Source organism: Njordella aestuarii, assembly GCF_056494165.1.
Window position 1 is genome coordinate 4,150,050 of sequence record NZ_CM151397.1, and the last position, 23,135, is coordinate 4,173,184.

Annotated in this window: 17 protein-coding genes; 6 read left to right on the forward strand and 11 right to left on the reverse strand. The window is 50.6% G+C overall.

Features of this window, described 5'->3' with window-relative positions; all coding sequences use genetic code 11:
- The first annotated feature begins 104 nt into the window (after nucleotides 1-104).
- Together SH451x_RS16355 and SH451x_RS16360 are read left to right on the forward strand one after the other, a co-directional pair.
- Complete coding sequence (locus SH451x_RS16355) at nucleotides 105-1,727, forward strand: response regulator (RefSeq protein ID WP_479358062.1); 1,623 nt, start codon at nucleotides 105-107, stop codon at nucleotides 1,725-1,727.
- Nucleotides 1,728-1,831: 104 nt separating this feature from the next.
- The gene (locus tag SH451x_RS16360) at nucleotides 1,832-3,178 is read left to right on the forward strand and encodes a Gfo/Idh/MocA family protein (protein ID WP_479358063.1); all 1,347 of its coding nucleotides are present in this window, start codon (nucleotides 1,832-1,834) and stop codon (nucleotides 3,176-3,178) included.
- 84 nt (nucleotides 3,179-3,262) lie between these two features.
- Here the strand turns inward: SH451x_RS16360 and SH451x_RS16365 are convergent, their stop codons facing one another.
- From SH451x_RS16365 to SH451x_RS16385, 5 genes are all read right to left on the reverse strand, one after another.
- Complete coding sequence (locus tag SH451x_RS16365) at nucleotides 3,263-4,546, reverse strand: 6-phosphofructokinase (protein ID WP_479358064.1); 1,284 nt, start codon at nucleotides 4,544-4,546, stop codon at nucleotides 3,263-3,265.
- 82 nt (nucleotides 4,547-4,628) lie between these two features.
- Entirely contained in the window at nucleotides 4,629-5,507 is an 879-nt protein-coding gene (gene sucD / locus SH451x_RS16370) for a succinate--CoA ligase subunit alpha (RefSeq protein ID WP_479358065.1), read from the reverse strand.
- An 89-nt stretch (nucleotides 5,508-5,596) separates the two neighbouring features.
- Nucleotides 5,597-6,781 (reverse strand): ADP-forming succinate--CoA ligase subunit beta, encoded by a 1,185-nt coding sequence (gene sucC / locus SH451x_RS16375; RefSeq protein WP_479358066.1) that lies wholly within the window; start codon nucleotides 6,779-6,781, stop codon nucleotides 5,597-5,599.
- A 209-nt stretch (nucleotides 6,782-6,990) separates the two neighbouring features.
- On the reverse strand, nucleotides 6,991-8,373 hold the full coding sequence (locus tag SH451x_RS16380; protein WP_479358067.1) for a polysaccharide biosynthesis/export family protein: 1,383 nt from the start codon (nucleotides 8,371-8,373) through the stop codon (nucleotides 6,991-6,993).
- Between the two features lie 122 nt (nucleotides 8,374-8,495).
- Nucleotides 8,496-9,305 carry a hypothetical protein gene (locus SH451x_RS16385; protein WP_479358068.1) on the reverse strand — a complete coding sequence of 270 codons (810 nt, stop codon included), beginning with the start codon at nucleotides 9,303-9,305 and terminating at the stop codon, nucleotides 8,496-8,498.
- A gap of 409 nt (nucleotides 9,306-9,714) precedes the next feature.
- Here SH451x_RS16385 and SH451x_RS16390 point away from each other — a divergent pair, with 409 nt between their 5' ends.
- Together SH451x_RS16390 and SH451x_RS16395 are read left to right on the forward strand one after the other, a co-directional pair.
- Complete coding sequence (locus SH451x_RS16390) at nucleotides 9,715-12,612, forward strand: O-antigen ligase family protein (RefSeq protein ID WP_479358069.1); 2,898 nt, start codon at nucleotides 9,715-9,717, stop codon at nucleotides 12,610-12,612.
- A 218-nt stretch (nucleotides 12,613-12,830) separates the two neighbouring features.
- Nucleotides 12,831-15,272, forward strand: a complete 2,442-nt coding sequence (locus SH451x_RS16395) for a polysaccharide biosynthesis tyrosine autokinase (RefSeq protein WP_479358070.1) — start codon at nucleotides 12,831-12,833, stop codon at nucleotides 15,270-15,272.
- A 78-nt stretch (nucleotides 15,273-15,350) separates the two neighbouring features.
- Here SH451x_RS16395 and SH451x_RS16400 read toward each other — a convergent pair whose 3' ends face one another.
- From SH451x_RS16400 to SH451x_RS16420, 5 genes are all read right to left on the reverse strand, one after another.
- Complete coding sequence (locus tag SH451x_RS16400) at nucleotides 15,351-16,718, reverse strand: ABC transporter permease (RefSeq protein ID WP_479358071.1); 1,368 nt, start codon at nucleotides 16,716-16,718, stop codon at nucleotides 15,351-15,353.
- Complete coding sequence (locus tag SH451x_RS16405) at nucleotides 16,715-17,404, reverse strand: ABC transporter ATP-binding protein (protein WP_479358072.1); 690 nt, start codon at nucleotides 17,402-17,404, stop codon at nucleotides 16,715-16,717. Before SH451x_RS16405 ends, SH451x_RS16400 begins: the two co-directional genes overlap by 4 nt.
- 38 nt (nucleotides 17,405-17,442) lie before the next feature.
- Nucleotides 17,443-17,973 carry an SsrA-binding protein SmpB gene (smpB, locus tag SH451x_RS16410; RefSeq protein ID WP_479358073.1) on the reverse strand — a complete coding sequence of 177 codons (531 nt, stop codon included), beginning with the start codon at nucleotides 17,971-17,973 and terminating at the stop codon, nucleotides 17,443-17,445.
- A gap of 183 nt (nucleotides 17,974-18,156) precedes the next feature.
- Complete coding sequence (locus tag SH451x_RS16415) at nucleotides 18,157-19,221, reverse strand: PIN/TRAM domain-containing protein (protein WP_479358074.1); 1,065 nt, start codon at nucleotides 19,219-19,221, stop codon at nucleotides 18,157-18,159.
- Nucleotides 19,222-19,523: 302 nt separating this feature from the next.
- Nucleotides 19,524-19,955 (reverse strand): thioredoxin family protein, encoded by a 432-nt coding sequence (locus tag SH451x_RS16420; protein ID WP_479358075.1) that lies wholly within the window; start codon nucleotides 19,953-19,955, stop codon nucleotides 19,524-19,526.
- A gap of 493 nt (nucleotides 19,956-20,448) precedes the next feature.
- On the opposite strand from SH451x_RS16420, the gene SH451x_RS16425 reads away from it, so the two are divergent.
- Nucleotides 20,449-21,180 (forward strand): DNA-binding transcriptional response regulator, encoded by a 732-nt coding sequence (locus SH451x_RS16425; protein ID WP_479358076.1) that lies wholly within the window; start codon nucleotides 20,449-20,451, stop codon nucleotides 21,178-21,180.
- On the opposite strand, the gene tsaB is transcribed toward SH451x_RS16425, so the two are convergent.
- Complete coding sequence (gene tsaB, locus SH451x_RS16430; RefSeq protein WP_479358077.1) at nucleotides 21,177-21,995, reverse strand: tRNA (adenosine(37)-N6)-threonylcarbamoyltransferase complex dimerization subunit type 1 TsaB; 819 nt, start codon at nucleotides 21,993-21,995, stop codon at nucleotides 21,177-21,179. The two genes, SH451x_RS16425 and tsaB, sit on opposite strands and share 4 nt — an antisense overlap.
- 240 nt (nucleotides 21,996-22,235) lie before the next feature.
- Between tsaB and SH451x_RS16435 the strand changes: the two genes are divergently transcribed.
- Entirely contained in the window at nucleotides 22,236-22,997 is a 762-nt protein-coding gene (locus tag SH451x_RS16435; RefSeq protein WP_479358078.1) for a metallophosphoesterase family protein, read from the forward strand.
- Nucleotides 22,998-23,135 lie beyond the last annotated feature (138 nt).

Genomic DNA, 23,135 nt, shown 5'->3' on the forward strand with positions numbered 1-23,135 from the left:
CACAACCGATTTGCCGTCGCGGCTATCTGCAATAACATTGACAATCTTGCAGTCTACATTTGCATACCTAGCTTCGTCGTGGCGTTGCCACAAGGGCCAAACTGATGCCGGATAAGCGACCCGCGACTCAACGAATCTTAATCGTCGACGATTCTCAAGAGGACCGTACTCGCATTAAAAACGCTCTGCTGCACGGAGCTCCGCACCGCGAATACTTGTTCTACGAAGCTGGAAGCAGCGATGAAGCAGTTGAAATTTGCAGGGCGCGTACCGACGCAAACATCGACTGTGTCGTTATCGATATCCATATGCCTGGAATGGACGGAATTGCATTTCTAAATGAAATCCAGGAAGACCATGTGGTTCGCTTCCCTGTAATTGTCCTAACCAGTGGTTCGGAAGACTGCCATGCATCGGCGGCGCTACGCGCGGGTGCGCAAGACTACATTACGAAAGATTCGATTTATCCGTCCGTGCTGTTTAGAGTCATCGATAATGCGATCGAGCGGCACTCGATGGTTAGGCGTCTCAAAGAGAGCGAACGGGCTGCTGATGCCGCGAATCGCGCAAAGTCCGCGCTCATTGGCAATATCAGTCATGAGATTCGAACCCCCATGACGGCAGTGCTAGGTCTGTGCGAATTACTGCTAGATGGAGACTTAACGACCGATCAGCGCAATCTCTTAAAGATGGTCCGAGACAACGGATCGTATCTCGTCGAAATCGTTAATGACCTGCTCGATCTGTCAAAGATGGAAGCGAATATGCTCCGCCTTGAAGTCGGCACGATCAAACTGCGACCCTTTATTGAAGAGCTACTTGGCTTTTTGAAAATACGCGCCAAGGAGAACCGCACCATACTGAGCAGTCATGTGGCCGAAGAACTGCCCAACGGTATTGCAGGCGACCCAATACGTATTCGACAAATTTTGCTGAACCTCTTAGGCAATGCGATCAAGTTTACCCCCAATGGCAAAGTATTGATCGCCGTAACCCAATGCTTGTACAACGAAACGCCGCACTTATGCTTTTCGATCCAAGACACTGGGTGCGGGATTTCGGAAGAAGACTTGGAGACTATCTTCCAACCGTTTGTTCAAGTAGGCAACAAACGCCGCCAAGTGATTGGGGGCACAGGCCTGGGGTTAGCGATTTGCCGCCGTCTGGCTCAGGCAATGAACGGCTTTATCTCTGTGGAAAGCAAACTCTCTGAAGGCAGCACTTTTGAGGTAACCATTCCCTTAATCGAATCACAAGATTTCGCCGCAAACTTGGATGATACAGGCCTCACCCGGCGCGTTGAGGAAATACTGGACGGCTGCGGTGTTCTGGTAGCGGAAGACACTCGTGCAACACAGATTCTCATGCAACGGATAATCGAGGCGGCAGGCGGAATCGTAACGATTGTCGAAAACGGCCAACAGCTGATCGACACGGTTCGAACCAACGGAGAACATTTCGCAGTCGTCGTTACCGACGTACAAATGCCAGTTGTTGATGGGCTGGAAGCGACTACTCAGATCCGAAAGTTCAATACACAAATCCCCATTGTCATACTAACCGCAGATGCGCTAGGTGAGACACGTGAGGAAGCGATGAAGTGTGGTGCAAACCAGGTTGTCACGAAACCAATCCGCCGCGAAAAATTCCTTGAGACGATTGCTCACTTTTGCGAACAGGCCCACTGTTCCGATTCCACTTGCGATTCGCAACCCGCTTTAGACTGAACCGAAGCCCTTGTGAGTCACGCTGATGCAGTCTACCCGCAACTGAGCTATACTGATAATGCTTTAGTTTTCACTGCCAGCAAGTAAGGTAAGTCAAGAGAAACATGAATAATCGTCGTCAATTCGTCGTCAAAAGCGGTTCCGTCGCAATATCTTTGAGCTACCTCACTGGCGCATCGCAGCGTTTAGCTGCAGGCCCCAGGGCGACAGGAAAATTGCGTCTGGCAAGCGTCGGTGTTGGAGGCATGGGCGCATCCGATTTGAGCAGTCTTTCATCACACGAGAAAGTCGAGGTTGTGGCGTTATGTGACGTTGATCAAGCTAATTTGGAAGCTGCAGCAAAATTGCATCCTTCGGCGAAACTGTTCCGTGACTACCGCGAAATGTTGGACAAAATCGGTTCCGAAATAGATGCGGTAAATGTAGCAACTCCCGACCACATGCATGCCCCAGTTGCGATGCTTGCAATGCTTCATGATAAACACGTGTACTGCCAAAAGCCCTTGACGCATGATGTTTACGAGTCTCGCCAACTTGCAAAGGTTGCACACGAGAAAGACTTGGTGACTCAAATGGGCACCCAGATACATTCCGCTTCCGAATATCGTACTGCGGTACAGTTAGTCCAATCCGGTGTAGTGGGAAAAATACGTGAGGTGCATTCCTGGAGCGACAAGACATGGGGCTACGATGGCCCGGTCCCGCAACCTGCACCGGTTCCAGAGACGCTCGATTGGAATCTTTGGCTGGGTACGGCACCTGAGCGCCCATATGCAGCAGGACACTATCATCCAGCAGACTGGCGTCGCTGGTGTGACTTCGGTTGCGGAACGATGGGTGACATGGCCATTCATATTTTGGACCCTGTCTTCAACGCTTTAAAACTGACATCACCACAGACCATCAAGAGCACGAGTGACACACCGGCAACAGAATCGTATGGTCTTCAAAACGCCGTCGAGTTCAGCTTTCCAGCGACAGCCTATACGACCGACAATTTCAAGCTAACGTGGCATGATGGCGGAGCGATGCCAGACATCTCGGAATGGCCGCTTCCAATGGTACAAGAAGAAGGCAAGGAGGCGAGACCAGACTATCCTGGACAGGGGTCGATGTTTGTCGGTGAAAAGGGTTATATTCTTCTGCCGCACATCGCTATGCCGATGTTGCTCCCGGAGAAAGATTTCGCCGAATCCAAAATTGACCCCGTAGATGGCGGTGACCATTACCATTTGTGGGTGGACGCTTGTCTCGGGGGCGCAGCTACAACGGCAAGTTTTTCGTATGCGTGCCCACTCACAGAAGCAGTCTTGTTGGGAGTTCTTGCGAATCGCTTCCCTCACCAGGAACTTGCATGGGATTCTGAATCCATGCACATAACAAACTTTGAAGATGCAAATTCAAGAATTCGCCGCGCGTACCGACAAGAGTTCGATACCGAAAACCTCTAGGAAGCGGCCACAAATGCAGAACGCTCGGCTACATAAGAGTGCAGCCGAGCGTTTTTAGCGAACTTGGTCACAAATGGGCGTAGCCTATTTGACCTGTGTTTCAAGATACCGAGCCATCCGATGAAAATCGCTGCCAGGCTGGATGAACCGGACTTTGGTAACTAATGTGGCTGGATCGACAAGCTCTTCGAACTTGACGAACTTGATATCCATTTGCCCACCGACGCTGATCATAACGCCGTTTAGTCCTTCTTCGACCAGGGCACGGTAGCCACCGATCCCGATCTGCGAACCCAAGATGATGTCGAACGCATTGGGCTGTGTGCAGCGTGATTCGTAACCAAGCTGCAGACCTGTTACTTTGCGGGATTTACCAGTTCGCTTCTTATAAGCAGTGGCGATTAGTTTTGAAAGCATGCGGTTAAGGTTGACGTCGGCGATGGAGATATGCCCGTGATCGTCCCGTGCAATCCCTTCCAAGTGCTTGCTAGGCAAGTATTCTGCCAGTCCCTCGGCGACAACAACGACACCACAGTTTAGCCCCATCGCTTCGCGTGCAAGCATCACGTCGACAATGTTCTCGACCACTTTATCGACCAACATGATCGGGCGTTTCTTGGTTCCGCCTGTCGCCGGATCGGGCACTTCTTCCTCGCCTCGCAAATCACCTTGGATATCCTCAACGCTCATTACCATGGCAGCTTCGCCTGCAATAGCGGCGCCATAAGCTAGCCAACCTGCAGCGCGTCCCATCGCTTCGCACAGGTAATACGCTTGCCCAGCAGCTGCGTCGCGGTTCAAGTTTCGAATTTCAATACCTAGAAATTCAGCAGCAGTGAAATAACCGAAAGTAAAGTCGATTCCAGAGTAGTCATTGTCGATCGTTTTAGGCAGATGTATGACAGGCATCTTCTTTTTGCCAGGGCCAAGCGTGTCTTGAAACATCTTGATCTTGTTGGCAGTTTTCAATGTATCATCGCCACCAATACTGATCAGAGCGTCGACGTTCAGAGACTGCAATGCGTCATACACACGTTGCATCGGCGCAGTTTTTTCCGAGTCCGCTAGGTGAGCCGGGCTCGATACGCTTTTGCCCGGATTGCTGCGAGCTGTTCCGATCACAATTCCAGGTGAAGATCGCATCATGTTCAACATATCATGGTTGAACAAAAAATATTGCTTTCCTTCTACCAATGGTTTGCTAGGGTCGTAATCAATTAAGTTCGAATAACCATGCTTGATTCCAACAACTTCTATTCCACCATTTAGGAAAGTGGTAGCAGCAGCAGCGATCACAGCATTAGCGGCGGGCGCTGGACCTCCAGCGAACAGGATTGCGACACGTTTTAGCGAGTGTGGGTTGCTCATATTTATTGATTGATTAACTAGACGTCTCAGTAAGCCGAAGCGACCGCCCGTTCGCTTCAGAAGGAGTTAAAACGAACGAGTATTAGCTTCGGTTTTCAAACGCTTTTTTAACTGCGGTTCCCATGTCGGCAGGGGATGGGGCGACCACGATACCGGCGGCCTCAAGTGCAGCTTGTTTTTCAGCAGCCGTTCCTTTGCCTCCAGTGATGATTGCACCAGCGTGCCCCATTCGTTTTCCTGGAGGTGCCGTGCTGCCAGCGATGAATGCTGCCACAGGCTTTGTCACGTGTTTAGCAACGAACTCCGCAGCTTTCTCTTCTGCGTCGCCGCCAATTTCGCCGATCATCAAAATGGCTTCGGTTTGGTCATCTTCTTCATACATTTTGAAAAGATCGATATACGAGGTCCCGACGATGGGGTCGCCGCCAAGTCCTACGCAAGTCGACTGGCCCATTCCGAGCTGGCTAGTTTGCCAAACAGCTTCGTAGGTGAGCGTACCCGAGCGACTCATGATGCCGACTTTGCCAGGTTTATGAATATAGCCTGGCATAATTCCGATTTTGCATTGACCAGGAGTAATTACACCAGGGCAGTTTGGACCGATAAGAATTGATTCGCTTGCTCGAACGACTTCATATACGCGAACCATATCCAGCACAGGAATGCCTTCGGTAATCGCGCAGATTACTTTAATTCCCGCATCAATTGCTTCCAAGATTGCATCCGCAGTGAAAGCTGGCGGTACGAAAATCATGGACGCATTCGCACCAGTCTCTTTAACAGCTTCGGCGACTGTGTCGAATACTGGCAAGCCGACGACGGTTTCTCCTGCCTTACCTGGCGTTACTCCGCCAACCATCTTGGTGCCGTAATCCAAGCATCCTTTAGTGTGAAATTCTCCGGCTTTTCCGGTGATACCTTGACATATCACGCGGGTTTGATTGTCGACCAGAATACTCATGGATAGCTGATTTCCCGAAACGTTTCAGATTAATAAGATTGCAAATTTAAACAGGTGAGCGGAACCGAATGGACGGCAACCGCAATTGGCTAGGCAATTGCTGCAACGACTTTCTTCGCAGCGTCGGTCAAATTGTCAGCTGAAATGATCGGTAGACCGCTTTCAGCCAGCAAGCGTTTGCCTTCCTCAACTTCCGTGCCTTCAAGGCGAACAACGAGCGGCACGTCGAAGCCTACTTCTTTGGACGCTTCGATCAACGCGGTTGCGATCGTCGTGCAGCGAGCGATTCCTCCGAAGATATTGACCAATATGGCCTTAACATTTGGGTCGCTCAGAATGATGCGAAATGCCTCGGTGACTTGTTGCGTATTTGCACCGCCGCCCACATCAAGGAAGTTGGCTGGAGCGCCGCCATGGTACTTGATGATATCCATCGTCGCCATTGCTAGCCCCGCGCCATTAACCAAGCATCCAATACTGCCGTCAAGTTTGACGTAGGACAGGCCAGTATTAGCAGCCCGAACTTCCGCTTCCTCTTCCTCCGCGAGATCCCGGAGTTCTTTCAGCTCTGGGTGGCGATACATGGCGTTGTCGTCGAAGGTGACTTTCGCGTCCAGTGCAATCATCTGTTCGTCGTCAGTGATGACCAGCGGGTTGATCTCGGCCATTGCGCAATCGTAAGTAACAAAGAACTTACACAAGCGTTTCATAAAGAGGTCGGCGCTTTTCGCCGCACTACCAGAAATGCCAAGTCCCTTGCATAGCTTGCGGACCTGGAAGCTTTGCAAACCATAAGCAGGGTCGAAGTGCTCTCGAAGTATTTTCTCGGGCGACTCCTCGGCAACTTTTTCAATCTCGACTCCACCTTCACTGCTTACCATCAGCAGCGGTTTCGCGGCGGCGCGATCGAGAACGACTGCCATATAGAGTTCGCGAGCAATTTTGCAACCTTGTTCGATGAAGACTTGATTGACTTTGCTACCGGCCTCACCGGTCTGTATGGTCACCAAGTCATTGCCGAGCATATTTTTGGCTGCAGCGGCGGCTTCTTCAGCTGATTTGACGAGTTGAACACCGCGTTGTTCCGGTTTTTGGATGAATGTCCCCTTACCTCGTCCTCCCGCATGAACTTGAGCCTTGATGACGGCAATGGGGCCTCCAAGTTCGGTGAACGCAGCCGCGGCTGCTTCGGGATTTTTGGCAAGAATCCCTTTCAACACAGGGACGTTGGAGGCGCGGAAAAGTTCTTTCGCTTGGTATTCGTGGATTTTCATGCGCTAAACGATTGATTGTACGGTGTAGTGATTGCGACGATCGGCGGATTATCCGACCGACCACAGTTTAGGTCAAGGACCGACTTTGACTAAACGTTGCTTGAGCCAAAGAATAGCTTGAACATGCATTGCGAACATCAATGCAAAAAGGCGGAGTTTATTCAACTCCGCCTTGATATTATTTGCTTAGACTTGCTGATCGATCAGCGTTATCGGCGAATTAGTTCCTGGATACCGAAGGTGAAGAAGGTGCCGAGCCCAAAGTTGAGCAACTCTTCCTCTGGCTTGAATCGCAGGATCAGTGTGTCGCCAGGCTGAATCAATGGTCGATCGCGAGGACTTGCCAATGCTCTAGCTAGATCGACTTCAATATTGATCTGCCCATTGCAAGGAGTCTTTCGGAGGATGTAGAGCTGTCCTGGAGGAACCCCTCCAATGCTAGACGTAATGCCGCCGAAGGCTCCGCCAACGTTTCCTCGGCCGGCTCCCGTAGCAGCGATACCGCCGCCTGAGATCGCCATGGCTCCCAAAACGTCAAGGTCATAGTCACGAGGTATCGGCCATTCTCCCCCTGGCAACAGTCCGCCAGTGTAGAACACTTCTGCATCGCGTGATTCGATTAATACAATGTCGCCATCTTCCAGTGTAATGTCTTCAGGACGGAAATTTGGTGTTACACCAGGCGGCAGTCGCAACGGGATACGCACAATTGTCGGATCTTCTGGCAGTGGCGGTGGGCAGCTGCATGGATCTGGGTTCTGGTAGTACATGTGGTAGAAGTTCTGGATGAACAAGTCACGCTCTCGCGGATTGTAACGGCTCGCTTTCAGAATTCTTACTTCGTTCTTTGCATTCAAGCCCGGTAGTCCTCCCGTTACCATCAACGCGTGCAACACGTCGTTCTGGTATGCTGGCAGAGCTACAACATCGCCCGAAGCGCTCTCGTCAGCCCCTCGGAGGAAACCTCGCGTTGTGAGCGTTGTTGGAGAGCGGGCTCCCAAGTCTTGGCGTACAACAGTCACGTCATACGTACGCTCTTTGATCAGCGTAACAATCGGAGTCAACACCTGTCCATTTTCTTCCTTCAAGATTTCCGCTTGAAGGTATTCGTTTCGGATGACTTCGCGAACTTGTTCCACCGTCATACCGCGTACGTTGAGCGGGCGGATGAGCGGAAGTGCGATAGTCCCATCTTCCTGCACCGCAGTTGGATAGCCCAACGATGGAGGAAGTGTACTGCCTTCAGCTGGGAAGTTAACTGGTGGTGGCTCTGGCGGCTGGTCAGGTGGAATGAACGGCAACACACCTTCGATGTACACACCAAGAATGTCACCGCCGTCCAGCAAGTATTGCCGCGGTGGCTCTTGCGACAATCGCGAGATATCGATCGGTACGAGATTGTTCTTGGGTTCTGCCAAAAACTGAGGTGGAACTCGGCTTGCAGGCACTCCACTTATGGGAGTTGTGATACTCGAACAGCCGCTTAACATCGTGCTGCCACCGAGTACTGCAAGTGATGCGAGTACCTTCTTTATGGTAACGCGACATGTCTCACGGGTCTGATAATGATGTGCCGAGCTCAGAATTTTCATATTGAATCCCTCACGTCCTTGTGGGGTAGTAACCAAAAGCAGTCTTGTGTTTGTTTTCGCGTCCACTCGTTTGAGCAATTCGCAATCTATCAATTTTAGTTATGCCGCCATGCCTCTAGCAATTAACGTAACAAGCGACTGTTACCTGGCAGCTTAGACGAATGGTCATCAGGCAATTCAAGTTTTGAACCGCCATCTACCGCATTTATGTCGGGCACTATATTCGGGCTGTCGATTACCGGCGTGGCGTTTAACGACTCTGGCTGTGGAGCTGACAACACGTCAGCAGCCGGAACCGCCGAGCGAGCGAAGCTCTGTGCAGCGATTTGTCCAGCGGGCACAGCCTCGGGCATTGGATACATCCCTGGCCTTTGGCCTTCGCCTAACAATCCGGCTTGGTCGTACTCTTTCTGAATTTGATAGCTGGTTTGGATTTGTGTCCAACTGCCGATACCATCTTCTTCGGCCGCTCGACATCCTTGCGGAAAACCAGAGAACCAAGCAGCAACCTTCTGCTGCCCTTCGGGCGACTGATATTCCCAGCCCCAATACTCACGGGGTGCAAACGGCGGGGTGCAGCCATCGCCACCATCGGCGACACTCAAATAGCCTGCCGTAAAGCCATCGCAGAATTCGTTCAAGCAGGGCTGATTGCAAAACCCATGCTTGCGACGATGCCAAGCCTTGGTTGCCCAGCCCTGGTTGCGATGCTTCATCACAAAATTGTTCCAGGATGAATTGTACTTCCAGGAGTTTTCAGCCATCTGAAATCCCCCGCAGCCTGACATCGAACTAGCGATGCAAGCTGCTACAGCGACCGCAGCCAGCCTGCCAGCCGACAAATGGCGAAACCATGCTTGCAATTCAATTTTCCAACGACCAAATGACATCTCGGCTCCCCCCAGAAGCAATCCAGACTTCGTGTGTCGCATTTCGGGGCACTGCGTTTAGACGCCCCTCGATGACACCTAGCCCAACCTTGACAACAACACGGCATGCCTGAAGACACTCGTGCCTCGCCGCAAAATTGAGCGTGTTGAAATTATCGCCAGATGGTCGCGTAAAATTTAGCGATAATTCTGGTTCTATCGTTCTTAGCGAAAGAAATGGACGCAACGGTCGTATCGACGATGGCTTTTCGAAGGCTGCGATCCCTGCAAAACCAGATTTTGGACTATAATGCTCTCAAAATTGGACGAACGCTTTGTTAAGATTGAGCGATTCGTATGCTAGCGATTCGTACCTCGCCTCGCACCGTCGGCACTGCGACGGTGCTCCGTGACAAGTCTCAAGTTGTTGGACTTTTGAATTCATCCTGCCGAATAATCGTGATCCTCTCAAATGCAGTCCGGTATCAAGTACAAAACGTCCTGGCGAAAATCAAGTAAAAAATCGAGAACACAAGCGGTAGCGCCCGCCACCGGGTACGCTTGGAGAATACTTACGGTTCGCATCCTGCTTCTGTCTCTCGTTGCGGCCGTGCCCTGGTACTACGGCAGTGTTGACTGGACTCCGCAGAACGTTTTGCTGATGGTTGGCAGCGGTGTATGTTTAGTTGCCTTTCTATGTAATCTCTACGACTTGGTGCGACCGAGCAAAACTGAAAACGCTCGTCCAATACGCCAACTGCTTCCCCCATGGCCTTCAATTTTGTTTGGTTTCATGGCAGGCTGGGCCGTCCTCCAGTCATTGCCAATGTATAGCCTGCAGGGGGGGGACTCGGGGCCCAATTCTATCCGGCTCCAGCGATTCTTCTTAGGACAATCCGTTCCGACAGTAAGCGAACGTTTGGGAATCGCTCAGACAGCGACCACGCCGAGCGATAGCGAATATCGAAAACTAATTCCAGATCGACTCGCGAACACAAGGCTAGCATGGAGCATTGAACCGCTACACACGCAAGGAGCAGCCGCCATGATGGCATTGCTAGCTGCGATTGTCTGGTTTGGAAGATCCTATTTTTCCGATACAACGGGGCAGTTCATGCTGTATGGCTGTCTCACTGTCGTTGGGATCTTGGTGGCCCTTTTTGGCGTATCTCATGTCCTGTCATGGGACGGCTCTAACGTCCTGGGACTGCGCAAGCACTATTCTTTTGGACCGTTCGTCTCACGCAATACCGCAGGTTGTTTTCTGAATGTTTGCCTTTCTGCTTCTTTAGGGTTAACGACACTCGCGTTCACCGAAGGTAAAGGCAAACATGTGGATCGCCGCTACAGCTCAACTCCATCTGGACGTTTTGATTCGATATTGACTCGGATTGAAACGACGGTTGGGCAGCTCACCACACTTCAGATAGCAGCGATCATCGCGAGCGCGCTGCTATTTGCATCCGTCTTAGCGACAGCGTCACGGGGTGCATCGATCTCTTCGGTTGTGGCCGTACTTGCCGTGTTTCTGTTTTCAACTGGTAGCGGTATAAGTCCTGGCAAAATCATCTTGGCCTTGATTATCTTTTCAGTTGGTGCAGCTTTCTTATTTTCGTTTGAGCTTGATGATCGCATTCGCGAAAGATTAGAAACGACCGAATGGGGCGAAAATTTTGAAGTTGCCAGGCGATTGGTGTGGAGCATAGCGCGAGACGCCTCGCTCTTTTTCGCCGCAACGGGCAGCGGTCTTGGCACTTTTCATTATGCGCACCTGCCATTCCAATCGGAATCAATTCGCGGGTGGTTTTACAATTCGGAAAGCTTGTACTGGGAAGCACTAGTCGATCTAGGCTGGGTAGGTTTGGTCGGCATCGTCGGCATCGTCGCCACGTTCTTCTACACGATTAAGCCTCGCTTGAGCAAATCGTCGACCGCGCGCAGCGGGATTTACAGGTTAGCTGCACATAAGGTTACGGGACTGGCGTTGCTAGTCTCTGTGGGTTTACATAGCTTCTTCGATTTTGGAATGATCGTCCCTGCATGTTTTATCACCGCCGGTTTACTTTTGGGTGCAATATATGGTAGTGCTCAAGCGGAGTCTCGTAAGAGCGAAAAGTCACGTAGTTCAAAGCCCCGCTCAGAACGACGACGACTTACCGACATCAGTCGCGCTAAAGAGAGCGACGCCATAGCACCCGATGCTTTGAATGAATCGACCTATTCATCGGACCCGGAGCCTTCGCCGCGGTGGATGGCGATTTTGGTAAGTCTGTTGGTGGGCATGTCGATAGCTGGAATCTTTTGGTTTGGCCAGGCCGGACTCTCGCTATTGGCTAAAGCGGATCGGATGCGACTCTGGAATTCGCGGCAAGTCGCCATGCCTGTCGCGGAGCGTGTTGGTATTCCCACTGTTTTTCTAGCGGGGATCTGGGGCGCTGATCCCGAAGGATTTGAGACGACACCTGATGCAACTCGACTGCTGGGTTACGCCATGCTTTCAGAGTTTACTGTGCAACGCACTGAGGATTTGCGAGAAGCCCTCGGAGTCCCCCTCGCAACGGCGGCGTCACTTGCATCACCCACAATTACGCACATGACCCTTAGCGGAGCACAGAGTTCGGTCGACGCGGTTGATGAAGCTTTTCAATCGCCTGAGCAAAAGAAGCGATGGTTACAAGCACGCCGCTTGTTTGAGTCTGGCATTGTCAACAGCCCGCTCGATTGGCGATTTTCTTACAGCCTGTACATATTGGGTTACGAACTGCCCGCGTCGGAGCTATCCAACTTGGCGATCCGTCTCGAAAGGCTTTCCCGGCATCAGCCCTCATTCCTCCTGCAGGTTGCGGTTGTAGAAAACTCACACGGACGACGTGAGAACGCGATTGATCTGTTGCGTACCAATCTGGCAGTGGATTTATCCGCTGATCGATCGGTCGCCAAGCTGCTGGACGAGTGGTATGAGGATGGGGAGGTTCCGGTAAATGTGTTTCAAGACAACATCCCCCACTTGCTGCGGGTCGCCACACTCTTTCCGGAAAACCGATCGCCCATGACTCACGCGCAGATCATATCCCACGCGGAAGTGCTGGCGAACGACCTGTCGAGGGTCGATCCGAAACGTGCCATCTATCTCGCTCAGATAGCTCGAGACCGGAAGGATTACTTGGCGGTGATCGAACATTCGAATGAGGCGATCCGCCGAAATCCCGCCGATTGGAAGCTCCGCGTCGATATTGTTAATGCCGCTTTTGAACTTGGAGATCTAAAAGAAGTTGAAGAACAGGTGAAAATTTTGAGTTATCAAGCCCGTGGCGAGAAGATTCTGGAGTCGCTTCAAAAACGGCTCGAGAATGCCAAGGCGCAACTTTAGCGGCTGTATTCCGATTTGTTTTTCGCCTTTATCCGCTCAAACGGAATGTTCCGCATACGCGGATTGACGGTTATTTTCTTCCTACATCCGCAGCGTAAACCGACAGTTCCTAGGGACAAAGTCGGGTAATGCGTATAAGATTTAGAGCTGCAACCAACCTGGCACGACGTGCGCCGCTCCTTATCAACCACGCCACTTTTCTCTGATCGAAATCGCGGATGAACGCTGAACGAGAAATTATGAATGTTGCTCCAACCAACGAACGCTGGAACAATGCGCCTCCAGCAATGCGACCGCAGGCGGCCAATGACGGCGTAGATCCCGTTGCCATGCTTTGGCGTTGGAAAGGCTTGATTCTCCTCGGTCTCTTACTAGGCCTCGCGATCGGCTACTTGATTCAAATCCAGTTACCGCCCCAATACACGTCCCATGCGTTGATTCAGATTTTAACGCCGACGCAGCAAAATCTACCAACCGCACAGCTTGATATGGGCGAAACAGCTGGTGAAAGTCGGCAAGACGAGATCCGAATCATTCGCAGCGAACGGGTTATTTCGAACGCAATCAAGATTGGAAAGCTTGATCAAAATCCTAACCTCGATTTGCCCGTCGAGGAGCTCTTCGAATGGCTAATTGACGAGGACAACCTTCAAGTCGACCCCGGGACTCGCGAACTGCGCACGGATTTGATTGATATCAACTTTACCTGCGAGAACAAAGAACTAGCGGCCGAGGTCGTTCAAGCAATCCTTGCTGGCTATCAAGAATATTTGAACGTTGCGTACGATGATCGCGGTAAAGAGGTGATCGACAAACTTGCTTCGCACAAAGACGGCTACGACCAACGCTTCAAAAAGGCCAGCCAAGAGTACATCAAAGTGCGATCGCAGCTACCAATTATTTGGAATGGCGAAGAAACTCGCGACCCTTTCGCAGAAGCTTTCTTGGCGACGAGCAAGCGGATTTCTGAAATCAATATGGAAATGGAGCAGATCGATGCATTGCTAATGCAAGTTGTTGAAGCGCAGAAGGCGAATCGACCAGCAACCTACCTCTTAGACATGCTGCAGCAAAAACGCTTAGCACAAATCGACCGCAGTCGGTACGAAACAGCAATTGAAACGATTCAGAAAAACACCGTCCTTAGCGGTGAGAGCCCTGCCGTCGGTTCCATGCAAACAAGTATTCTGCAGTTTCAGGTCGAGCGAGAAAAGCTAACACAGCTTTACGGTGAGAAACACCGGAGCGTTGTCAACCTTGACAAGCAGATCGACGCTATGAAACAGCGGTTGAACGACTTGTTGACTATGGAAGAAGAAAAGCGCAAGCAGCTGTTAGAGGATTTCGCGAAACTAAACCAAGGTACAGAGACGCCCGAAGAAAAGCTCTCAATCGCGATTGGCTCGCTGCAAGAGCAGCGACAAGCCTTAACAATGGAACGTATGGGATTGGCGAAAATTGCTGCAGAGGAAGAGCAACGTACCAAGGAATTGCAAGCCGACCTTGCTTCAATCGAAGTTCTCAAACAAGAACTGGACATGATGGAGCAAAGCACGACCGAGCTCAAACAGGCACTACAAGGCTTGCAGATCGGCACGGACTACAATCGCAAGAAGATGATTATCCAGGATACGCCAAAGCCGGGGATATTAACCGGCCCAAGCTTGTTGAAGTTTCTCGGTCTGGGTGGACTCCTTGGAATGGGGCTCTTCTGCGGGCTCGCCTACCTCCTCGAAATGGCGGACCGGTCTTACCGCTCTCCCGAAGAAATATTGCGATCGCTTAACGTTCCGGTGATGGGGCACATCCCTATCTTTGAAGTGGATCGCCGGGAAATGCGAGACGAACTCGTCGACCCATCGATCGTCACCCTTCACAAACCCCAATCGAATACCAGCGAGTGCTATCGTGGAATTCGAACATCGCTGTTCTTTGCCAATAAAAAGAATCAGGCGAAAGTGATCCAAATCACTAGCCCGCTACCTGGCGACGGTAAAAGTACCCTGGCAACCAATACAGCCGTCTCGCTTGCTCAGTCGGGCCGCAAAGTGCTATTCGTTGACTGTGACTTGCGGCGTCCTCGCGGTGCGAAGATCTTCGGCGTACGCGAAGAACTTGGTGTCACCTCATATCTGACTGACACCATGCCGTTGGAGTCGATCATTCAAAATTCAACTATCGAGAATCTTTCGATCATTTCCAGCGGTCCACGAGTCGGAAATCCATCCGAACTACTCGTTTTGCCCGAGTTCGAAGAGATGCTGTCGGCGCTGCGAAATCAGTTTGACTTTGTCATCATCGACACGCCGCCGATGCTGTCGGTCAGTGACCCAGCAAACGTCGCTCCTCTTGTCGATGCAGTCGTTATGACCATGCGACTTCGCCGAAACAGCCGGCCGATTGCAGAACAAGCCAAGAACATACTGATGTCGGTAAACGCTCAAATCGTAGGCGTTGTTATCAACGGGGTTGGTTCCAAAAATAATTACGGCTACGGTGGGTATCGATACGAGACATCCGGCTCCGCAGGTTATTCATACGGCAACAAGTCGTACGGATACGGCGGCTCCGAGAAGGTCTACGGCGATGAACAGATGCAGACCATAGCAAAGACTCGGACCGGCAGGACAAGCCGCCGTACAAACGTACCGTCTTCTTAGTCACGCACGTGTAGCGGCACATGGCCGCGTCGAGCTAGTTGACAGCGGCCGCTTCGCAAAGTTGGCTGCGCATCGGAATCAAAGATTTCGAGCGACGTTTGTCTTATAAGCCAACATCGCAGGTATGAGTCCCGCGAGGGTTCCAACGAGCACTAATGATCCAACCACGATCGGTTCGTACGGCAGGTTGAAGTCAAACAGAGGAATCTTGATGCCGACTCTCTCTTCAACGATTGGACTGAGGCTGTAGGTCAACAGCTTCCCTCCAATCAAACCCGTTGTCGCTCCGATCAACGTAATCAAGAGCGACTCGCCAAAAATCACGAGCATTACTTGATCGCGTGAGGCACCTAAAGCCCGCATGATGGCGATATCCCTTGTTCGCTCGTTCATGCTATTGTAGATGCTGACCAGAATACTCACAGCACTTACCAAGCAGACCATCAGCGTCATCAGTAACAACACGAGTTGCACTGGTTTGACAAAGAATTCAAGCAGCTGGGTAATCTCCATAATCGGTGAAACAGCTTGCGCGTATTTGGTTTTGTTCACAGCCCTTTGCAACCCAGTACCGATAGGACCATGTCGGACCAGAATCGCTGTGATTTCACGTTGATGGATTGGCAATCTGCCTGTGGATGCTTGTTGGGTTTCGCTGTCGGAGCTTTCCGGATCTCGACTAACTTCCAGGCCGGCATCATCTCGGACTGGCGCCACATGTCCTTCCAACAAAAGGAAACCCTCGAGATTTGCGAAGGCAGCGCGATCATTCGGAGTTCCCGTTGGCGCCAGGATTCCAACGATCGTAAAAGCGTCTTCGTGAGTAAGACCGCCGGGACCGTGCGAAGCGAATATTTTGTCGCCGATTTTCAAGTTGAGATTTTGCGCGACTTGGGAACCAATCACCGCTTCGAAAAAGCTATGCTCGGCCGATTCTTCTTGAAAATTTCGCCCCTGTGAAAATTTGTACTCTTGATCCGCAGCGTCACCATACTTCAGATACTCGAAAAACTGTGGGGTAGTCGCAACGAGTCGATGCTCACCGACATAATCACCAAGGCAAACAGGGATTGCAAAGCCGCCGCTGACAAGAAACGCGTATCGTCCCTGGGCTTCTTCGTCGCTCGCTTTCCCTTCGATCTTTCGACGCAACTCCATCCGTTGCTCTTTGGTTAGAAAATCAAGGTAGTATTCATACGGGAGTGCCTCGATCGGCTGCGAGAGGTAGAACACCGTATTGAAAACCAATTGTGTACTGCTGCCCTTGGATCCAACAATCAGGTTATACCCAACGTTGCTGTTGCGTTCGAGCGAACGATTAATTACACCAGAGATGCTCAGCACGATAATGCAGAGCCCCACGCCGAGTGCCATGGAAAGAATCGTCAGTACGCTTGCGAGAGATCGATAGCGCAGATTTCTCCACGCAATTTGAAATAGATTCATATGGCAGATGCTGTGTTCGGAGCAGATAAAGCAGAATTTAATTCCTCGAATTGCACGACGTTCGAGAACTGTGATGACACGATTTCTGAATGCGTTACTAGCAACATGGCTACTTTCTCCTCATCGCAGACACTACGCATCAACTCGATGATTATTTGCTGATTTGCAGGATCGACGTTTGCGGTTGGTTCATCTGCTAACAACAGTCGAGGCCCGTTAGCGAGCGCTCGTGCAACCGAGACACGCTGTTGCTGACCGACTGAAAGTTGCTTAGGGCGGTGATGGAGCCTATCTCCCAAGCCGACTCGTTCGAGTAAATCTTTGGCACGACTCAAGTCGAACCTTCGTTTGCCAAAGGACATGCCCAGACGAACATTTTCAAGTGCGGTAAATCCGTCAAGCAGATTGAACGTCTGGAAGACATAACCAATCTTTGCCGCACGAAAGCGGTCACGTCCACTCTCGCTCAGCCGACAAATATCCTGGCCATCGAAAATTACTTCACCAGAATTGGGCTTGAGAATGCCTGCGACAATATTCAGCAGAGTCGTCTTACCGCCGCCGCTAGCACCGCGGATCACGACCTGACTTGCTGCGTCGACGCGAAATTTGGGAATGTTGAGAATTGGATTCGAGTTTCCATCGGGATCCATGTAATTCTTAACCAGATTTTTAATTTCTAACATATGGATGCCCTCGTAAATCCAGATCGGACGAAATCCAGTTAGATCTTCCGCCGAACCGCGCGTTCGATCTCTCGCCGCGCTTCATTTTTCTTCATAACTTGGCGTTTATCATGCGTCTGCAGCCCTTTGCATAGGCCTAACGAACATTTAGCCAAACCTCGTTCATTAAAATAGAGCTTGAGAGGTATTAGCGTCAGCCCTTTCTCTTTCGTCTTTCCTACAAAACGATTTAACTCCCGCTTGTGCATTAGGAATTTTCGCGGTCGCTTAGGCTCATGATTCCACAACAAGGCTTGCTTGTACTCGGGGATGTCGCAGCCTACCAACCAAACCTCCCCATCACGGACGCGACCATAGGCTTCGTCCAATGAACATTTTCCGGTTCGAAGAGATTTAACTTCACTTCCGCGCAACACTAGTCCGCACTCGACCGACTCAAGAATTTGATAGTGATGACGAGCCTTGCGATTGTCCGCAATCACAGAACCCGTCGCTGCGGCGACACTTTTTTTCTTGGAGGAAGGCTTCTGAGGCGCGGGTTTAGTTGGTTGAGATTTCTGTTTGCTCACTTCATTCAGTCAAAGTACGGGTAGAGAGCGAATTGGGTTTACTATTCTTCAACAACTAAAGCTTAGTGCTGTGACTCCACATAGCAAGCGGACCTAGATATTCTATGCACAGCAATCAGAAAATGCAGTTCGTAAAATTTACCTACCGAATGCAGGTATTGATGCAGAGAAAAAAGCAATACCTCAAGCAGCTTCGTCAATCTTTGCGAAGATCATGCGACCACCTTGTGTTTGCAAGTTGCTAGTCACGATCACTCCAGAAGTCTTGCCGATGCGATCTCTTCCACCCTCTACGACCACCATTGTCCCATCGTCTAGATAGCCAATTCCTTGATCTTGACCTTCCCCAATTTTGACGATTCGTAACTGAAACGCTTCTCCTGGAAGAAACTGGGGCCTCAGAGCATTGGCAATTTCATTCAGATTAATGACTTCAACGTTATGGACTTTAGCCACTTTGTTGAGATTAAAGTCTCCCGTGACAAGCTTGCCGTTCAGGTGTTTAGCCAACTCGACTAACTTCATGTCTACTGGCAAACCGGCCCACTCGCTCAGCTCGCGATCGTAAATCACAAACTCGAGCTTTTCATGGTTTTGAAGGATGTTCAAGATATCAAGCCCTCGGCGACCACGCGTACGTCGAAGCTTGTCGTTGCTGTCCGCGATCGACTGTAGCTCTTGAAGCACAAACTGTGGCATGATGATCTGGCTGTCCAGAACGGAAGTGTCGGCTAAATTCGCTAAACGTCCGTCAATAATGCTGCTCGTGTCCAAGATCAGCGGATGTGTCCCTTTTATCTCACGAACAAACTCGACATAGGGAATCACAAAGCGAAAATCGTCTTTGGTCTGCAACAGCATCGAAATGCAAGTGTAACTAAGAATCACGGCCAGCATGAGCAGGTACGCGCCCGACCCAGGTACATCAATTAACAGCGGAGTCAGCGCCACCCACAGGAGATATGTAAGCAGCATTCCAACTAACAACCCGAAATAGACCGCGGAGATTATTTCAATACGCTTCTTTTCGAAGAGCACGTCCAGCGTGATCACTCCGGCAGCTATCAAAAGAATCCCACTCATCACGAAGTAGGGCAGATAGTTGGGGCCGGACGTGTTTGTCCGAATAAAGATCGTACCTACGCCAGCAAGCACGAATACAAACACAAGCCGTAGCACAATCATGGCTACGGTTTCAGTTTTCTTACCTTTCGGCTTCGGAGTCTGCAAACTATCAAACAGTTTCATAGCGTGAAAAAGATTAAATGCACCGACCGCTCATGCTGCATCTCACAGCGATGTATCAACCGGAGTTTTCGCGGCTTTCAAAGCCACATAACCTGTTCCATTCTGGCTTTTCGAAGCCGAGAATAATACGCCAATATTGAAAATTTGTTCGATGCGCTACTATTTCGGAGCAATTGAAAGGTTCAAACCGGTTGTTCAAACCTCGTATTTAGCCTAAAGCACGCTCCTTCTAGCAAGAAAAAGAGCGGCAGTATTGAAGCTATGGCCGCAATTCAATGCGTCAGCCACCTTCTAGTTGATACCTAGCGAACCAACGCTGCCGTGGTCGCCGCAGTTTCGGAACTTACCTCTCCGCCGGCCGCAACTATCAACTCCTGAACCCGCTTCTCGCTTTGAATTCCACTCAGCGAAAACCGCTTCCAACCTTCCGCAGTTTCTTTGAAAGCGACCAATTGAGGGAGCGTATTACCGGTCATTACCTGCTTTGCCAATTCTGGTTGATTGTCCTTGTCGACCTGTGTCAACACTACGCAATCAAGCTTTCCGGATTTCTGCATTGGCTCGATCGTGCCAGACTTCAACGTCTTGCATGCGGCACACCAATCAGCACCTACGACGACTAAAAGAATCTTTTCTTCCTTGTGCGCTTTTTGATAAGCATCCTCATAAGAAAGTTTTTCAGACTGAGCAGAGTGAACTACTGTCATCAACAGCAAACCAATAACTCGCAACATGCGACTTATCCTTCCCTAGTATAGTTTTGACGAGCACGAATTGTGCGAAATCAATTCAATAGTCATGGAGCAACTGAACAAGCATACGCCTGCTGCAAACTCCACGACTTCCCTTCTGATGAGACCGCCCAATTGCATGTATGAGAATCAGGTAACTCACGGTTAGGTAAGTTGGGAGGTTTAGGTGGTCTTCACCGCTTACGAAAAGTTCGGGTAGTATAGAGACGTGATTCCCGGACGCAAGTATCTGGACGGCCTATGCTAGCTATCGGCAAACAGAAAAGCTGTCATTTACACAACTCGTGAAAGCAACTTTATGACGTTTGAAGGGGAAAATCGGACGCTTTCGTTGCTTCAATGCTCCTCGTTCACCAGCCGAAAATTGCTGAAAAATTCCGCAGATCCTAGCTAAAAAGAACAATGCGGCGGTCCTGCGAGCCCCGTTTGCGTGCCACATAACGACTTACAGCTTCTTCAATACAGTAAACCTGCCGTGCTAAATGCCGAATCCTTCACCTCTGAACTCCAATGGTTTGGACACAAAACGAAGACCTTAGAAAAATTGTCAAACGGGTCGGTTGAATACGTTACCGCCGAAGAACTGGCGCTGAGGGACGAAGATTTTTCCTGGAGGCCCCACGTCCTGATTGGCTTGCCAAATCGTGATCCGCAGCTTTTGCAACAGCTTTGCCAGCTTGCGAGTGCACGCTCCCAAAGCTCGTTCACCGCGATCCTTGGCGATTGGTGGCAAGGTGCAACGCGTGCGACACCTTTTCCAAATCCTCTCCAAAGTTTTTACTGGTACGAGCTGTACAAACTTCCTGCAATGCTTGGCTTGGCGCGCAAAGCTAGTACCGAACCCTGTATTTCACCGAGCGTTCTTCTCATTAGCGAAACGCCAGAGCATTGTCGATCATTCTGTAGCGCAGCTGAATCCCTCGGCTGGACGGCTATGGCAACTGACTGGACGGGCCAACTTCCGCATGCGTCCGTCAGAAAAGTACTTTTGGATTTGCCCGAGACGGGGCGCGTTGATGCAAAATCCGAATCCGCGCAACAGAAGTCTGCGAACGATTTGGTTGCGAGAGTACAGGCGGCCTATCCGAACGCAGAGTCTATTGTTTTGACCGATTTCCCACGTTGGAATATCGTTTCGCCGTTGCTAAATGCCGGTGTGGCCAATGTTTGTGCCAAACCATACGATCTAGCGGCACTACTTCGCTAGCTCGTTCTATCCCTCGACGTCTGCATTCGCTTTTCCTCGGCCGCACTTCCCCGGTGGTAGATAGGTAGTACTTCATCAGGAATTTGTTGCAGATACTTGTGCGGATTAAGGGCGATGATTGGAATCATTCCTAAAGCCGTCGGACTGAGCTGCAGCAGCGTTCCGGCGGTGCACTCTGCAAAAAACGATGTTTTCTCCGGGGAAACGATTACATAAGGAGCGCCTGCAAAGGCATCTTCAGCAAAGCCGACGAGATCTTTTTTTACGATCCTAGCATCGGATGTATTTCTGAAGACTTCCGGCCCGTTGAGGTCAATTCCCCTGCAAATCTTCCAGCTGGCCACAAACAGCTCGCTTCGAAAAGCATTGAGAGCCGTCACCAAGTTCACATGGGCCCCTAGCGGAGCGACTGAATCTGAGTTAGGAGATGGCTCTACGAGTCCAGCATCGCTGATCGCATATTCGTAGGCTAGCGATTCGAGTGTACTGAGTCCACCAAGCGGTAAGTCGGCGGCAAAAGCGAGTGCCCGCGAAGTCGCCAACCCTACGCGGAGCCCCGTAAAGGATCCAGGACCCGCCGTCACTGAAATATGCTCCAATTGGCTAATGTCTATTTCTGCCGCAGCTAATACTTTAACTATTGCCGGCGCAAGAGTTTGCGCTGACCCTTTGCCAGAGTCCAAGTGTGTGAAGGTTAAACGCTGCCCGTTCCAAACGGCTACTGAACCCGCAAGGCCGCTGGTCTCAAGGAATAAACCACATGTCGTCGCCTTCTGAATCGAATTTAACCACTGTATCAGTAAAGCAAATTCCATGAATTGAGACATTTAATAAAGACTGACGGTATTCGAACTTCCTATTTCACATTGCCCAAATGCTCTGCGGGAACCGATGGAATCAATGGTCGTTGCCGCAAATCATAGACACTTCGCGATTCGTCGCCAGTTCTTAGCGACTGTTCCGAATTGAAGCAAAAATCAACCTGACGGGCATCCTTGAATGGAATCGCTAGGTATAACTACAATGATCGATCATCTTAACAGGAGTTCTCAAAAGTGCGGCAAGCGTTAATCAGCGATATCCACGGCAATTTGGAAGCACTTAATGCAGTGCTCGCGGATATCGCCACGCAGTCCATCGACGAGATCATTTGCCTGGGCGACATTGTTGGCTATGGCCCTAACCCTTGCGAATGCTTGGATTTAGTGATGCGCAAGGCCCGTTTCTCAATCTTGGGAAACCACGATCAAGCCGCTCTTTTTGATCCGGACGGCTTTAATCCTGTTGCCCTCCGCGCTATTTATTGGACACGCGACCGGCTCGATGACACCTCTGGCGGTCGGCAGGCTGTTGCAAACAAACGTTGGGATTACATAAGCGAACTGCCAAAATTCGTAACGGAAGGCTCCATGCAGTTTGTCCATGGTTCGCCCCGCGATCCAACGAATGAGTATGTCTTTCCGGAAACGATCTACGATCAGACTAAGATCCGGAGCATGTTTGAACGCGTGAACCAGTACTGTTTTCAGGGCCATACACATATGCCTGGCGTTTTTACAGAGTTTCTGGAGTTTATCGAGCCGGACCAATGCAATCATGAATTTGCCATGGGCCGTGAGAAGCTGATGGTAAACGTTGGAAGCGTCGGACAGCCACGCGACGAGAATCCTCGCAGCTGCTACGTGATAGTTGACAGAAATGAGAATCGATTTTATTTCCGCCGTGTCGAGTACGATGTCGAAAAAACGATCTCCAAGATCTACGCAGTAGACGAATTGGACAATGTTCTAGGCGATCGCTTGCGAACGGGTCGCTAGCCTCGCAAGTGCCAACTATAGCCTTCGCCTAACGATTTCCCACTCACTCAATATTGCAGCAGTTGAAATAAGAGCAACGTAACCAGCTCAGTAATTGGACGGTCTGGTGATCTCAATCGACAACATCCTTTCCGCCAC